General features: G+C 56.0%; 10 protein-coding genes. 7 read left to right on the top strand and 3 right to left on the bottom strand.

Going from position 1 to position 13,665, the window contains the following annotated elements; genetic code table 11:
* Window positions 1–406: 406 nt before the first annotated feature.
* The 3 genes from ACOTTU_RS23150 to ACOTTU_RS23140 all read right to left on the bottom strand — a co-directional run bounded on the left by ACOTTU_RS23150 (window position 407) and on the right by ACOTTU_RS23140 (window position 5,144).
* Complete coding sequence (locus ACOTTU_RS23150; protein ID WP_425661598.1) at window positions 407–2,599, bottom strand: methyl-accepting chemotaxis protein; 2,193 nt, start codon at window positions 2,597–2,599, stop codon at window positions 407–409.
* Between the two features lie 392 nt (window positions 2,600–2,991).
* On the bottom strand, window positions 2,992–4,338 hold the full coding sequence (locus tag ACOTTU_RS23145; protein WP_425661596.1) for an aspartate aminotransferase family protein: 1,347 nt from the start codon (window positions 4,336–4,338) through the stop codon (window positions 2,992–2,994).
* Entirely contained in the window at window positions 4,335–5,144 is an 810-nt protein-coding gene (locus tag ACOTTU_RS23140; RefSeq protein ID WP_425661594.1) for an IclR family transcriptional regulator, read from the bottom strand. The genes ACOTTU_RS23145 and ACOTTU_RS23140 overlap by 4 nt, the downstream gene beginning before the upstream one ends.
* 313 nt (window positions 5,145–5,457) lie before the next feature.
* Here ACOTTU_RS23140 and ACOTTU_RS23135 point away from each other — a divergent pair, with 313 nt between their 5' ends.
* The 7 genes from ACOTTU_RS23135 (at window position 5,458) to ACOTTU_RS23105 (ending at window position 13,558) form a co-directional block, all read left to right on the top strand.
* Window positions 5,458–6,390 (top strand): tripartite tricarboxylate transporter substrate-binding protein, encoded by a 933-nt coding sequence (locus tag ACOTTU_RS23135; protein ID WP_298922270.1) that lies wholly within the window; start codon window positions 5,458–5,460, stop codon window positions 6,388–6,390.
* Between the two features lie 62 nt (window positions 6,391–6,452).
* On the top strand, window positions 6,453–6,989 hold the full coding sequence (locus ACOTTU_RS23130) for a tripartite tricarboxylate transporter TctB family protein (protein ID WP_425661591.1): 537 nt from the start codon (window positions 6,453–6,455) through the stop codon (window positions 6,987–6,989).
* Between the two features lie 7 nt (window positions 6,990–6,996).
* Window positions 6,997–8,517 (top strand): tripartite tricarboxylate transporter permease, encoded by a 1,521-nt coding sequence (locus ACOTTU_RS23125; protein ID WP_425661589.1) that lies wholly within the window; start codon window positions 6,997–6,999, stop codon window positions 8,515–8,517.
* A 9-nt stretch (window positions 8,518–8,526) separates the two neighbouring features.
* On the top strand, window positions 8,527–10,011 hold the full coding sequence (locus ACOTTU_RS23120; protein ID WP_425661587.1) for an aldehyde dehydrogenase: 1,485 nt from the start codon (window positions 8,527–8,529) through the stop codon (window positions 10,009–10,011).
* A 99-nt stretch (window positions 10,012–10,110) separates the two neighbouring features.
* A complete protein-coding gene (locus ACOTTU_RS23115) occupies window positions 10,111–11,355 on the top strand; it encodes an aspartate aminotransferase family protein (protein ID WP_425661656.1) in 1,245 nt (414 codons plus the stop codon).
* Window positions 11,352–12,335, top strand: a complete 984-nt coding sequence (locus ACOTTU_RS23110) for a phosphotransferase enzyme family protein (protein WP_425661585.1) — start codon at window positions 11,352–11,354, stop codon at window positions 12,333–12,335. The genes ACOTTU_RS23115 and ACOTTU_RS23110 overlap by 4 nt, the downstream gene beginning before the upstream one ends.
* A complete protein-coding gene (locus tag ACOTTU_RS23105; RefSeq protein WP_425661583.1) occupies window positions 12,332–13,558 on the top strand; it encodes a Tm-1-like ATP-binding domain-containing protein in 1,227 nt (408 codons plus the stop codon). Before ACOTTU_RS23110 ends, ACOTTU_RS23105 begins: the two co-directional genes overlap by 4 nt.
* The last annotated feature ends 107 nt before the right edge of the window (window positions 13,559–13,665 follow it).

Raw genomic sequence — 13,665 nt, 5'->3', positions numbered from 1 at the left:
CCTTCAGGTGATACCTAACGCTGCGGGCGCATTTGAACAAAGGTGATGTGGGTCGTAGGTTCAGTCAGCCTTTGAATGGTAATGCGACGATTTTTGCATCATCGTCGGTGGGCCACAATTCTCCGCGTGGGAAAAGCCAACTGGTTTTTGGAGGACATGGGTTTTGGTGTTCAGCATCAAGAAATGGCGCGCATTACCGGGAATTATCTGCGCTGCAACGAGCGCGGGGCCAAACTACGTCCGCACTACAATCGGGTTCCATCATTTCTCTGATCGTAGAGTGCGAACTTCATGGATGTAGCTTTCGAGGGATCGCCGGTGAAGGTGTCGATCGACGGTTGCACCTCATCAATACACACGAAAACACCGAGAATGCCCCACCTTCGGCGAGGCAATTCTCAAGCGTTTAAAACTCATCCCAGCCATCATCGCCAAAGTCCTGCGTGCCTTCCGCATGAGCTTGACCTGCTGACGCCAACTTTTTCGGAACCACGTTTGTGGGGGCTGCCGTAACTGGAGCAGCGGGCGCAGTGTCTTCAAAATAGTGCACATTCGACGCCCCTGTGTCTTCCCCGTGGCGAAAGAAGCTGACGAGTTCGCGCAGAGTGGCGGCGCGCTCGGCCAACTGAACGCCTGCCGCGGCACTTTCCTCGGCCAACGCGGCGGTATGCTGGGTTGTGCGGTCAATTTCAGAGACGGCTTGGGTCACTTCTGTAATCCCGCTGGCCTGCTCTTCGCTGGCAGTCAAAATATCATTGATGTTGTTCACAACAGCCGTCACGCCAGCGACGATCTCGTCCAAGGCTTCGCCGCTGTTGTTGACCAGCTTTGACCCCTCCGAAACCTCATTGTTGCTTTTGGTGATGAGTTCGTTGATTTCACGTGCGGATTCAGATGACCGATGTGCCAAAGCGCGAACCTCGGAGGCCACGACCGCAAATCCGCGGCCGGCGTCCCCGGCGCGCGCGGCTTCAACGCCAGCATTCAACGCCAGCAGGTTTGTCTGGAAAGCAATCCCATCTATCACTTCGATGATCTTGCTGATCTCCTGCGTGCTGGCTTCGATCCGCGCCATGGCGTCGACCGCCTGAGTGACGATCTTTCCACCGCTTTCCGCCTTGTTTGCGGCGACATCGACGGCGTCGGCGGCGGTTTTTGCGTTGGATGTCGTGCTTTTGACAGCAGCGGTGATTTCCTCCATCGCCGCAGATGTTTCTTCCAGCGCCGCCGCCTGCCGTTCCCCGCGTGATGCTAGATCAGTCGAATTGGAGGCAATAGCACCGGTTTCATCAGCGATTGCTTGTGAGGACTTCAGTATTCCCCTGACCAACTCGTCCAGACGGCCCAAGGTATTGTTGAAGGCGATGCGGGGTTCGGCGAATTCACCGATCAGACTATCGGGCAGCCGAACGGTCAGGTCTCCTTCAGCCAATGCGCTGAGACCTTCAACCATGGCCACCATGGCTTGTTTTCTGTCAGTGATCTCGGTGGCATATTTGACGACTTTGTAGGGTCTGCCGTTCGGGTCAAAGATCGGATTGTAGCTTGCCTGAATCCAGACTTCTTTGCCGTCCTTTGCCAGTCTTTTGTATTCCGCCGAATGGAAGTTTCCTTCGCTCAGGTCTTTCCAGAATGCGGTATACTCTTCGCTCTTCGCTTCTTCGGGCTCCACGAACATGCGGTGATGCCGACCCACTACCTCGTCTAGAGTGTAGCCCAGTGCCGAAAGAAAATTCTCGTTTGCCACCAGCACTTTGCCTTCGAGATCAAACTCGATGACGGCCTGCGATGTCGAGATCGCTGCCAGCTGACCATTGGCGTCTGCGGTCGCGAGTTTGCGTTGCGTGATATCTGAAGCAAATTTTACCACTTTTTCCGGCTTGCCATTGGCGTCGAAGATCGGATTGTAGGTGGCCTGTATCCACACTTCCTTGCCGTCCTTCCGAATTCGCATGAATTCGCCGGACTTAAACTCACCCGCGGCCAGATCAGCCCAGAAACTACGATATTCTTCACTCGCGGCATGCTCGTTTTCGACAAACATCCTGTGGTGCTGCCCCTTGATTTCGTCGATTTCGTAACCGAGCGCCGAGAGGAAGTTGTCGTTCGCAGTCAGTATTATTCCCTGCAGGTCAAATTCGATGACCGCCTGCGACTTCGATATGGCATCAAGCTGACCCGCAGCGTCCGCAGCCTTGTGCTTGGCACTGGTGACGTCGATGGCAAATTTCACGACCTTCACCGGATTGCCAGCATCGTCAAAGATTGGATTGTAAGAGGCCTCAATCCAAACCGTGTTCCCATCCTTTGCAATTCTCGCAAACTCGCCGCTATGATACTCGCCGCGACCCAGTTTTTCCCAAAACGCCTTGTACTCGGCGCTGGCGGCCTCACTGGGGTCAACAAACATTTGATGGTGTTGACCTTTGATTTCATCCAGCTCGTATCCAAGGGCTGCAAGGAAGTTGTCATTGGCGTCCAGGATTGTTCCATCGAGGCCAAACCAGATCATTGCCTGCACGTTATCGAGAGCATTCTTGATGGCGATGGCGTCTCTGTCCACACGATTGCTTGCCTTGTTGAGCTTGCTAAAAAGCATGGTCATTTCCTTAAATCCGAGCCACTGGATCACCGTTCTGGGCGATCGTGGCTGTTTTGATATTTGCCTGGGCAAAGCCGATCAGGCCGGACGAATCAGACCTGTCCGCAAATGCTGATTTGGACGTGTGATTTCCCTACAAATCCCTAACAATTGCGGGTTTTTGCGCTGAAAATAGAAATAATTTGACTGGTCGAGCTTTGCGGAGGCTGCGCAAGCGTGGAACCGGTGGGGCGATCCGAACTCTGCGACCGTCAACGCCAAACCCCATAAACGACACACCATGTGCCAAATCCAAGCGGGTTGAGAGGATGTGAACACCACTTAGATCGCGCAGGTCGAAAAGGCACCAGTCTTAGGTGACCTGACACTCATTGCCGTCAGCCTGCCTTTCACACCGCGGCAAATCCAGCGTCCAACGCCGACAGGATCGACGCGGCATCTTCTGAGGTCAACACCAGAGGCGGGGAGAGAATGATGTTGGGGCCGGAGACCCGGATCATGGCACCCGATTGATACGCAACTTCCTGAACCTGTGCCGCAATGGCACCCCCTATGGGAGACTTGGATTTACGGTCACTCACCATTTCAAGCGCTGTCATCAAGCCATGCCCGCCACGTACATCTCCGATTATGTCGTGTCTCTCCATCAGGGACAGGCATCCTTCATAGAGTTGAGTGCCCCGGGCCGCGGCATTTTCCACAACATTCAGCCGCTTGGTTTCCGCCAGACAGGCAAGCGCCGCCGCGGCACCAACCGGGTGGCCGGAATAGGTATAGCCATGACCGATCTTTGCGGATGGATTGTTTTCAAACACGTCTGACATTTTTTCACCAAGCATGACCGCTCCGAAGGGGAAAAACCCGTTGGTGATGGCCTTGGCTGTGCACATCATGTCCGGTTGAATGCCCCAGAGGCGCGCGCCTGACCAGGCACCGGTGCGGCCATAGGCGGTAATCACCTCATCGGTAATCAGCAGGATGCCATGCCGCTCGCATATTTCACGGACCATCGGCGCAAAGGACTTGTGGGGTGGGATCACGCCGCCAGCGCCCAAAATGGGCTCCATGATCATTGCTGCGATCGTGCCTGCTCCCTGAAATGCGATTTCATCCTCCAAAGCCGAGGCGCAAAGCTGGGCCAATCGTTCGGGGTCCGTTTCATCGAAGGGATTGCGATAGCTATATGGCGCAGGGATATGGTAACACCCGGGCAGCAAGGGTTCGTATGCCGTTCGAAAATTGGCGTTACCGTTTACGCTGGCGCCGCCCATATGGGTGCCATGGTAACCTTTTTTGAGGCTGAGGAACTTAACCCTTCCGGGATCGCCGCGCAGTTTGTGATATTGGCGCGCCAGACGCAGGGCTGTCTCGATGGAATCCGATCCGCCTGATGTGAAAAAGGCCCGATGCATCCCATCCGGCGCAAAGAACTGGACCAGTTCATACGACAATTCGATGGCCGCATCATTTGAAGCCCCCCTGAAAGTGGAATAATAGGGCAGGCGGGCGAGCTGGTCATTGATCGCATCTTTGACGGTCTGACATGAATACCCCAGGTTGACGTTCCACAATCCACCCACGGCGTCGATAACGCTATGGCCATCGATATCAGTGATGCGAACACCATGTGCCTCGGTGATGATCTTTGGCGGGTTGTCGATGCTGTCCTGCGGTGACGTCATCGGATGCCACATCAGGCGACCGTTGTGTTCTTTCAGAAAGTTGGAATCTTTCATGTTGCGCTTTCCATCTGAGGGGACGTGGACAGGGTCTCCGACCAGCGGGTCTCCAGGTCTTCGGGTGTGGCTCCACCCCAGTTCAGTGTGATCTGACGGCTGGCCGCGATCAGGTTTTCTTGAATGACACGCTCCAGGCGTGCGGTGATCCGGGTGGCGACGCTGGCCACCGAAACCGCGCCGGCAAGAAGCCCGCTCTGGTCAAAGATTGGTGCAGACAGGCTATAGACCTCCTCTTCGAGGCTGCGGTCGGCCACGCCGAAACCTGTGTCTCTCGCACGTCGCGTCGCGGTGATCAGGCTCTCTGCTGTCGTCAACGTGTGATCGGTAAACTGCTCAAGGTTGCTCAGGGCCGTTTCCATGAGGTCCTCAGGGCCAAAAGCCAAAGCGCAAATACCCGATGCCGTCGCATGTAACGGCAGGATCTGAAGGTCAATAACAACTCTTGTGCTGTGTTGGTGTGATTCGACTGAATGCAGACGATGAAGGTTTGAGCCGGACAAGACCGAGACATGGGCGGTTTCTCCGGTGGCTTCCGCCAGAGCGCGCAAAGGGATTTCGACCGAGGTTTTGCGAGGGACAGTTCTCTCTCTCATCTGCGCCAGTTGCAGCACCGCTGGTCCCAGGCGATAACGTCTTGTTTCCGGGTTTTGCTCAACAAATCCAGTGTCTTCAAGGGCTTGTAAGTGTCGGTAAGTTGTCGCCTTGTCGCGCCCCGTAAGTCTGCGGAACTGCGACAGGCCAATTTCCGGCCTTGCTGCTGAAAAGAATGTCAAGAGTTCGAGCGTCTTCACCGCGGAGGTCATTTTTGTCCTTTCGAAACTGTCTTCACAAATAGCGGCTTTGATGGTAATTAACAAGACAATCTTTAATACGAAATGACGGTTCATTATACGAACCGATAAAACAGGAGAAACTTGTCCGCGTGCTCGAAGCGCTGAAACGCAATCGTTTTGCGTTGATTGGGAGGTCGAGCATCAGCGGTGCGCGTCAGGCACCAAGCGAAAGCTGAAGGGTCTTCAAGGAGCAAAACTTGACAGAGTAACTTAACAACGCAACAATAAAGATGTTAAATAAAAATCCAATTGCTCTCTGGTCGTTGGATAATGGGAGGAAATCATGTTCAAACCTGCACTTACTTGCGCTGCCTTTGCGCTCATGGCGTCAACGGCAATCGCCGAGTATCCTGAGAAACCGGTATCTTTTGTGGTGCCCTGGCCTCCGGGCGACCTCGAAGACGTCCTGACAAGAATTATCGCCGACGAGTTCCAGGCCATGTATGGCGTTCCAGCAGCAGTTGTGAACAAACCCGGCGGCGGTGGCGGGCCGTTTCCGGGTGCCGTGGAAGTTGCCACCGCGCCTGCCGATGGCTATACGATCGGATCCTTCGTGACTGACGTGCCGATCGGCGGCCCGGAAATTGGGATACCTGAGCTATCGCCAAATCCATTCGAACCCATCGGGATATTTATGACCTATCCCTTTGTGATCGCGGCCGGGGCTGATGCGCCATACGCCAACTGGGACGAATTGGTAGCTTATGGAAAAGAAAATGACGTGGCGCTCGGCCATTTCGGTTCATTCCTGCCACCCACCCAAATCACTTTCGCGGCGGCCATTAAAACCGGATTTGATTTTGCCAGTGAAGCCGCGTTTGACGAACTGAACTGCAACACGCTGGCGTCGGGCGATGTCGATGTCATCAACACAACGCTGCAACAGATTTTCCCCTGCAAAGATGATGTGAAAATTCTGGCCAGCATTGGCAATGAACGGATCACCATCACGTCCGACACGCCGACCGTCAGCGAAATTGTTCCGGAATTGACGCTCGCATTGTGGAACGGCCTGTTTGTGCACAAGGACGTGCCGCAGGATGCCCGTGACAAGATTGCAGCAGCTGCGGAAAAGGCGCTTCAGTCGGAAAAGGCGCAAGGCCTGATCGCTGAGACCGGGGTGCTGATCTACTGGCAAGACGCTGAAGCTTCTAAGGCGCAGATCGCTGCGGACGCCGCTGTCATCGGGGCGGTCGCCGAGTTGATCGGCGAGTAATCCGCAATCCGCCCGCACGTCCAAAAATGCGACGTGCGGGTCCGGCAGATCGGGAGGGGCTGATGCTCGCACGCACACTTCAGGACCTTTTCAAAAGGTACAGGCGCCCCGGCGATATTGTTTTCGCGTTTGTTTTCCTGGCTTTCGCCGTTTTTCTGTTTAGCCAGATTGGCGAACAGACCAAAATCACAAAGCGGACGAAGTGGTTTGCTCAACCGGGTCTCTGGCCGACAATCTCGATCAGCGGAATGGTATTTTTTGGGGCGCTGCATTACCTGAGTTCCGTTTTATCACCCAGAATTCCGGGTCGATGGCGCGAGGTGGCATTCTGGCTGCGCTCGCTGGAGTTTGTGGCCTATTTTCTGACCTATGTGGTTGCGGTGCCCATGCTGGGGTACCTCCCATCAACAGTCCTTTTTGCCGTTTTTCTGACACTGCGCTGCGGCTTTCACAGCGCCGCCAACATAGGTCTGGCGATACTCTTTGCGTTCTGCGTCTCGGTTTTGTTCCGCGGGCTCTTGCAGGTCAAAATCCCGGCGGGTCAGCTTTACGAATACCTGCCTGACAGCATTCGCGTTTTTGCGCTGACCTACCTGTGAGGTGTCCGTGGAAACCTTAGCCTCCGCCATTACAATCCTGGCCCAATGGAATGTGCTGATTGCCTTGCTGATCGGTTCCATAGGGGGCGTCATCATCGGCGCGCTTCCAGGCGTCGGCGCCCCGGTTGCCATCGCGATTTTGCTGCCTGCCACCTTTTCGTTTGAACCCATCGTTGGCTTGACATTACTGCTCGGCATCTACGGATCGTCCATGTATGGCGGCGCAATCCCGGCCATTTTGATCAACACGCCGGGCACTGCAGTCAATGCGCTGACCACCTATGACGGGTATCCGATGACCAAACGCGGTGAAGGACACCGTGCTTTGTCACTGGCCTATTCGGCGTCATTTTTCGGCGGGATTTTTTCGGTTCTTTGCCTGATCATCCTGTCACCTGTTCTGGCACTGATCGCGCCACATTTTGGCAGTCGCGAGATTTTCCTTGCTGCATTTCTGGGGATATTGCTTGTGGTGCTGGCCCATCGCGGTCAAACCTTCGCTGCGGCAATGCTGGCCTGTTTCGGTATTTTTCTCAGTACCGTTGGTCTGGAGCCGGTGAAATATACCAAAAGATTTACTTTCGATCAGACCTTTCTGACGTCAGGCGTTGATCTGATCGTAGTGGTTCTGGGGTTGTTTGCGATCTCTCAGGCATTGTTGCTGCTGGTGGACAAGGATCACACCCCGGGCGAGGCGCATGTGGAGGGAAGCATCTTTACGGGCCTCAAGGAACTTATCGGGATCAAACGGATCGCCACTGTTTCTTCCAGCATTGGCGTGATGATGGGTATGATCCCGGGCGTCGGTGAGTTCACATCGCAATTTCTGTCCTACACATATGCCCGGAAAACCTCCCAAAACCCCGAAAAGTTCGGCGATGGATCACCCGAAGGTCTTGTCGCCTCCGAAGCTGCGAACAACGCCGTGCCGGGCGCGGCAATGATCCCGCTCTTGGCGCTGGGTATTCCAGGTGAAGCCCTGACTGCGATGATGCTGTCGGTGTTCTATGTCCACAATGTGATCCCAGGGCCTCAGTTGTTCCAAACCCAGCTCGATTTTGTCATGGCGCTCTACATCGCCCTGATCTTGCTGAATGTCTTTGTGCTGATCTTCCTGCTGTTTTCCACCAACCTGCTGCTCAGGATCATTCAGATACCCACCCGGTTTTTGGGTATGATGATCCTGACCCTGTCTTTCGTTGGTGTTTACTCGTTGCGCAATTCAGTGACCGATTGTGCGTTGGCGGGGGGCTTCGGCGTCTTCGGGTTGATCCTGAAACGGCTCAACCTGCCGATTGTCCCGATCATATTGGGGATGGTTCTGGGGTCGATCATGGAGGTGAAGCTGCGCAGCGCCATGGCACGGGTCAAAACCCCGCTGGATTTCGTCGATCGCCCGATCGCGGCGCTGCTCTTCATTGCCATCCTCGGGATCATTGCGCTGCATATCCGAACCTTGATTGCAGAGCACCGCAACCGGATCACCCCGCAACCGGTGGGCGGTGACGAGCCCACCCAACAAGGATGAAACCACGCCATGGATCAGGCCACTATAGACAGGTTGCGCGTCGAGGATATTCCAATCCAGGGACACTTTATCAATGGCTCCAGTCAAGCGGCCGCTGACGGCGGACTTCTTGATGTCGTGTCGCCGATTGATGGCACCCTGCTGACCCGGATCGCCGATGGCACCGCGGAGGACATCGACCGCGCCGTGGCCAATGCGCGCGTTGCTTTCGAGGATGGTCGCTGGTCACGGATGGCACCCTCCGGACGCAAGAAAATCCTGCTGAAGCTGGCCGATCTGATCGAAGAGCGTGCGTTGGAAATTGCCGTACTTGGCGTGCGCGACAATGGCACCGAGATCGGTATGGCCCTAAAGGCCGAAGCGATGTCAGCGGCAGGTACTTTTCGGTACTACGGTGAGACCATTGACAAGATTTATGGCGACATCGCGCCCACAGCAGCGGATGTTCTGGGGTTGGTGCATCACGCACCTGTGGGGGTTGTCGGCGCCATCGTGCCCTGGAATTTCCCGCTGATGATTGGCGCATGGAAAATTGCGCCCGCCCTTGCTGCGGGAAACTCACTGGTCCTGAAACCGGCTGAAAGCGCCTCCCTGAGTTTGCTGAAGATTGCAGCGCTCGCATCCGAGGCGGGGCTGCCGGATGGCGTCTTCAATGTGGTGACCGGAAAAGGCAGTGTGGTCGGAGAGGCGCTGGGGCTGTCGATGGACGTCGATGTTCTGGCCTTTACCGGGTCTGGGCGCACGGGGCGTCGGCTGCTGGAATATGCTGCGCGCTCCAATCTCAAGCGCTGCTATCTGGAACTGGGGGGGAAATCTCCCAACATCGTGTTTGCGGATGCGCCGGACCTAGCGCAGGCGGCCAAAGTGTCTGCTTCGGCAATATTCCGAAACTCGGGTCAAGTCTGTGTCGCAGGATCGCGGCTTTTGGTACAGGAAGACATCCACGATGATTTCGTGGCTGAGGTTTGCCGTCATGCGCGTGAAAACCGTGTGGGCGACCCCTTGAACCTCGATACGCAGGTTGGTGCAGTTCACAGCCTGACCGAACTGGAGGCGAATCTCAAATTCGTCCGGGCTGCCGAGACAGAAGGAGCCGAGTGTCGCATCGGGGGGCAGCGGATTCTGACCGAAACCGGTGGTTACTACATGGCACCCACTGTCATGACGGGCGTGAAATCCGCGGATAACCTGTTTCAGAAGGAAGTCTTCGGGCCGGTTCTTGCAGTGACCCCCTTCAAGGATGAAGCTGACGCGGTGGCCTTGGCGAATGCGACAGTTTACGGGTTGTCGGCCGGGGTCTGGACGTCAAACCTGAGTAAGGCTCACCGCATGATTGCGGCCATCCGATCAGGTGTCGTCCATGTGAACACCTATGGTGGTGCCGATCTGACCGTGCCGCTTGGCGGGGTCAAGCAGTCGGGTAACGGTCATGACAAGTCGCTGCACGCATTGGAAAAATACATCGATCTGAAAACCGCGTGGATTCAGCTGTGAGGGAACTTATCGCGCCGCATAATTGTTTCTCCGAAATCCAGCATGAGGGACCGGTCGTTGCATAGAAATGTTGAGTTGGTGGAAAGGCGCGCACGGTTGATGGGCCCAAACGTATCGACCTTCTATGAAGACCCGGTGCACATCGTGCGCGGCGAAGCTGTGTGGCTTTGGGACGCGGACGGGCGCAAGTATCTGGATTGCTACAATAATGTGCCCCATGTGGGGCATTGCAACCCGCGCGTCGTGGAGGCGATACGGCGTCAGGCTGGCACCTTGAACACCCATACGCGATACCTTCACGATGGCATTCTGGATTATATCGAACGTCTGACCGGCACAATGGCGGAGAGCCTGTCGTCGGCGATCTTGACCTGTACGGGGTCGGAGGCGAATGACATTGCCTTGCGCATGGCCGAGGCGGTTACAGGTCGCAGAGGGATCATCGCGACCGATGCCACCTATCACGGCAACACGGCACTGGTCAGCCAGTTGAGCCGCAGCAATCCGCCTGAAGTCGGGTTCGGTCTGGATCAGTTCTTCCGATTTGTCGAAGCGCCTGACAGCTATCGCCTCGCGGACCCGGACGGCAAGCGGTTCGCCGAGCAAGTGGCGGCAAAGATCGCCGAACTTGAACAAACACCCCATGGCTTTGCGGCCCTCGTGGTGTGCCCCTTCTTCCTCAATGAGGGCTTTCCGACACAAAAGCCGGGCTGGCTCAAACCAGCAGCGCAGGTGGTGCGCAAAGCGGGCGGTCTGCTGATTTGCGACGAGGTTCAGTCCGGGTTTGGTCGCACGGGCACGCATTTCTGGGCGCATCAGAAGCAGGGTGTGACACCGGATGTCGTGGTGCTGGGCAAGCCGATGGCCAACGGCCATCCGGTCGGCGCTGTTGTGACCGGTGACGATACAATGGCCGCATTTCGTTCGCAGTTTCGCTACTTCAATACATTCGGCGGCAATCCGGTAAGTTGCGCCGCTGCAATGGCTGTACTCGACGAGTTGCAGGACCGTGATCTGATCGCCCATGCCAAATCAGTCGGAGATTACGCATTGGAACGGCTGAATGCGCTGCAAGAGAAATACGAGGTCATCGGAGACGTTCGCGGATCCGGCCTCGTTTTCGGCGCTGAGCTGGTCACCAACAGAACCACAAAGGAACCGGCCGGTGCCTTCACGGATCGCGTGGTCAACGCGATGCGCCACAGAGGTATCCTTCACTCCAAACTCGGACGACATAAAAATACTCTCAAAATCCGACCGCCTATGCCCTTTGCAATGGAGGATGCGGATTTGCTTTTCGACACGCTCGACGCGGTTCTCGCAGAAACCCCTTTGAATACATGACCGGGGTCGTTGAAAAATTCCTGGTGCTTTGGGGAATGGAAGATGCGCACACCGAGTTGGTGGCGACCCGGGAAAACCACGTCTACAAAGTGGATCGCGCGGGCGATCTCTATGCGCTGCGTTTGCATCGGCGCGGTTTACGGACGGATGCAGAATTGCAATCTGAGTTGCAATGGATGGCAGCGGCTGGCGAGGGCGGCTTGCAGGTTCCCAATCCGGTTCCCACGTCGGAGGGTGCTTTTCTGCATGTTGTTGATGGTATCCAGGTCGACATGTTGACCTGGCTGAAGGGTGAAACACTCAGTGCCATGGCGCAAAAAGGCGGCACCATTGATCGCTCAGGGACGTATCGCGCGATAGGACGCGCAATGGCGCAATTGCACGAAATCTCCGATACCTGGACCCCACCTGAAACCTTCTGCCGCTGGGCATGGGACGCAGAAGGTCTCTTGGGGGACGCTCCGATCTGGGGGCGGTTCTGGGACAACCCGACGCTAACGGCCTCTGAGCGCGCCTTGCTGTTGCACCTGCGGGATGCGGCCCTTGAAGATTTGAACAAGCCGTCGGCTGGTCTGGATTTCGGATTGATCCACGCGGACCTTGTTGACGAAAACATTGTCTTCAATGGCCAGCAACCCCAGCTTATCGATTTCGATGATGGCGGCTTTGGTTATCGACTGTTCGATATCGCGGGGGCCCTGATCAAGAAACACGATTGGCGAGATTTCGATCAGCTGAAGCAGGCGTTGATCGCAGGATACCTTCAGGTTCGCCATATCGACCTGAGCGCTCTCGACCTTTTCATGGGATTGCGCGCGGCATCCTATGTGGGCTGGATTGTCACCCGCATGCAAGAGCAAGCGGCGCATGATCGCAACCGTCGTTTCATCGACACGGCTGTGATATTCGCCGACATCTATTTAAGCAATCGGCACCGCGTGACCGAGACAGTTTCCATAAGCCAAGGCAATGAGACATGACAACGAAAACCATCCTAGTGATCGGCACCTATGACACCAAGGAACCGGAACTGCGCTTTATTGAACGTTGCATCCGCGCGCAGGGCGCGAGTGTGTTATCCATGGATGTCTCGGTTCTGGGAGATCCAGAGCATCCCACGGACATCAGCAAGCATGACGTTGCCGCTGCTGGCGGCATGACCATCGACGAAGTGATCGGGCAGGGAGATGAAAACAAGGCATTCCGTGTCATGTCGCAAGGCGCTGCTTTACTGGTTGCCCGAAAATATCAGGGTGGCTGTTTTGACGCCATGCTGGCGACCGGCGGCACTCTGGGCACAGATCTTGCGCTGGATTGTGCGCAGTCCTTGCCATTGGGTGTACCGAAATACATCGTTTCCACGGTCAGTTTTTCCCCGCTGATCCCACCGCACCGCTTTGCACCTGATGTCCAGATGATCCTGTGGGCGGGCGGACTTTACGGATTGAACTCCATCTGCAAATCCTCCCTCAGTCAGGCGGCAGGCGCTGTGGTTGGTGCCGCCCGCGCGGCCGAGCCGCCGGATCGCGACAGGCCCCTGATTGGTATGACCTCTCTGGGGTCCTCCTGCTTGCGATATATGAAAACACTGACGCCAGCATTGGAAGAGCGTGGTTTCGAAGTGGCCGTCTTTCATTCTACGGGCATGGGAGGCATGGCCTTTGAAAAGCTTGCGGCAGAAGGCGCTTTTGTCTGCGTGATGGATTTTTGCATGCAGGAATTTGGCAATATGCTGGCGGGGTCGATGGTGACAAGCGGTGATGACCGCCTGACCGGTGCCAGCCGGTCGGGCACCCCGCAAATGGTGGCACCCGGTGCGCTGGATCTGCTGGATTTCCCTGGTTGGCAAGGCATCCCGGAACCCTACAAGGGCCGGCCCTTTCACGAACATAACCGGTTGATCACAAGCTCGGTCTTCAACGCTGACGAGCGCCGCGCATGGATACGTGAAATGGCCGACCGCCTGAAAAATGCGCGCGGGCCGGTGCATTTTTTCCTGCCGGTGCAAGGCGTGGAAGAATGGGACCGGGTTGGTCAGGAGGCGCATGATCCTGAGGGGCTTGCAGCGCTTGTTGACGAAGCGCGCAAGGTCATGCCGGGGAGTTGCCCGATGACGGAAGTGAACGCTCACATAAATGATGCCGCATTCTGTGACGCGGTTCTTGCGTTGTTTGATGAATGGGCTGCCACGTTTTTAGTTTAGGTTTTTGTTTTGAGTATTTTTTCGAGGAGGTTTAGGAGGGTTTCGTAGTTTTCGTTTCCGAGCGTTGTTTTGAAGTCCTCGATGATGCGGGTGGCTTCGTGGGTGTT

Source organism: Roseobacter sp. EG26 (assembly GCF_049830555.1).
In the GTDB taxonomy this organism is placed as follows: Bacteria; Pseudomonadota; Alphaproteobacteria; order Rhodobacterales; family Rhodobacteraceae; genus Roseobacter.
This window is presented reverse-complemented; position numbering and strand designations above follow the sequence as displayed.

Excerpts from the sequence above, each read along its gene's own strand:
- ACOTTU_RS23150 (WP_425661598.1), bottom strand. The coding sequence starts at position 2,599 with ATGCTTTTTAGCAAGCTCAACAAGGCAAGCAATCGTGTGGACAGAGAC.
- ACOTTU_RS23145 (WP_425661596.1), bottom strand. The coding sequence starts at position 4,338 with ATGAAAGATTCCAACTTTCTGAAAGAACACAACGGTCGCCTGATGTGG.
- ACOTTU_RS23140 (WP_425661594.1), bottom strand. The coding sequence starts at position 5,144 with ATGACCTCCGCGGTGAAGACGCTCGAACTCTTGACATTCTTTTCAGCA.
- ACOTTU_RS23135 (WP_298922270.1), top strand. The coding sequence starts at position 5,458 with ATGTTCAAACCTGCACTTACTTGCGCTGCCTTTGCGCTCATGGCGTCA.
- ACOTTU_RS23130 (WP_425661591.1), top strand. The coding sequence starts at position 6,453 with ATGCTCGCACGCACACTTCAGGACCTTTTCAAAAGGTACAGGCGCCCC.
- ACOTTU_RS23120 (WP_425661587.1), top strand. The coding sequence starts at position 8,527 with ATGGATCAGGCCACTATAGACAGGTTGCGCGTCGAGGATATTCCAATC.
- ACOTTU_RS23115 (WP_425661656.1), top strand. The coding sequence starts at position 10,111 with ATGGGCCCAAACGTATCGACCTTCTATGAAGACCCGGTGCACATCGTG.
- ACOTTU_RS23110 (WP_425661585.1), top strand. The coding sequence starts at position 11,352 with ATGACCGGGGTCGTTGAAAAATTCCTGGTGCTTTGGGGAATGGAAGAT.
- ACOTTU_RS23105 (WP_425661583.1), top strand. The coding sequence starts at position 12,332 with ATGACAACGAAAACCATCCTAGTGATCGGCACCTATGACACCAAGGAA.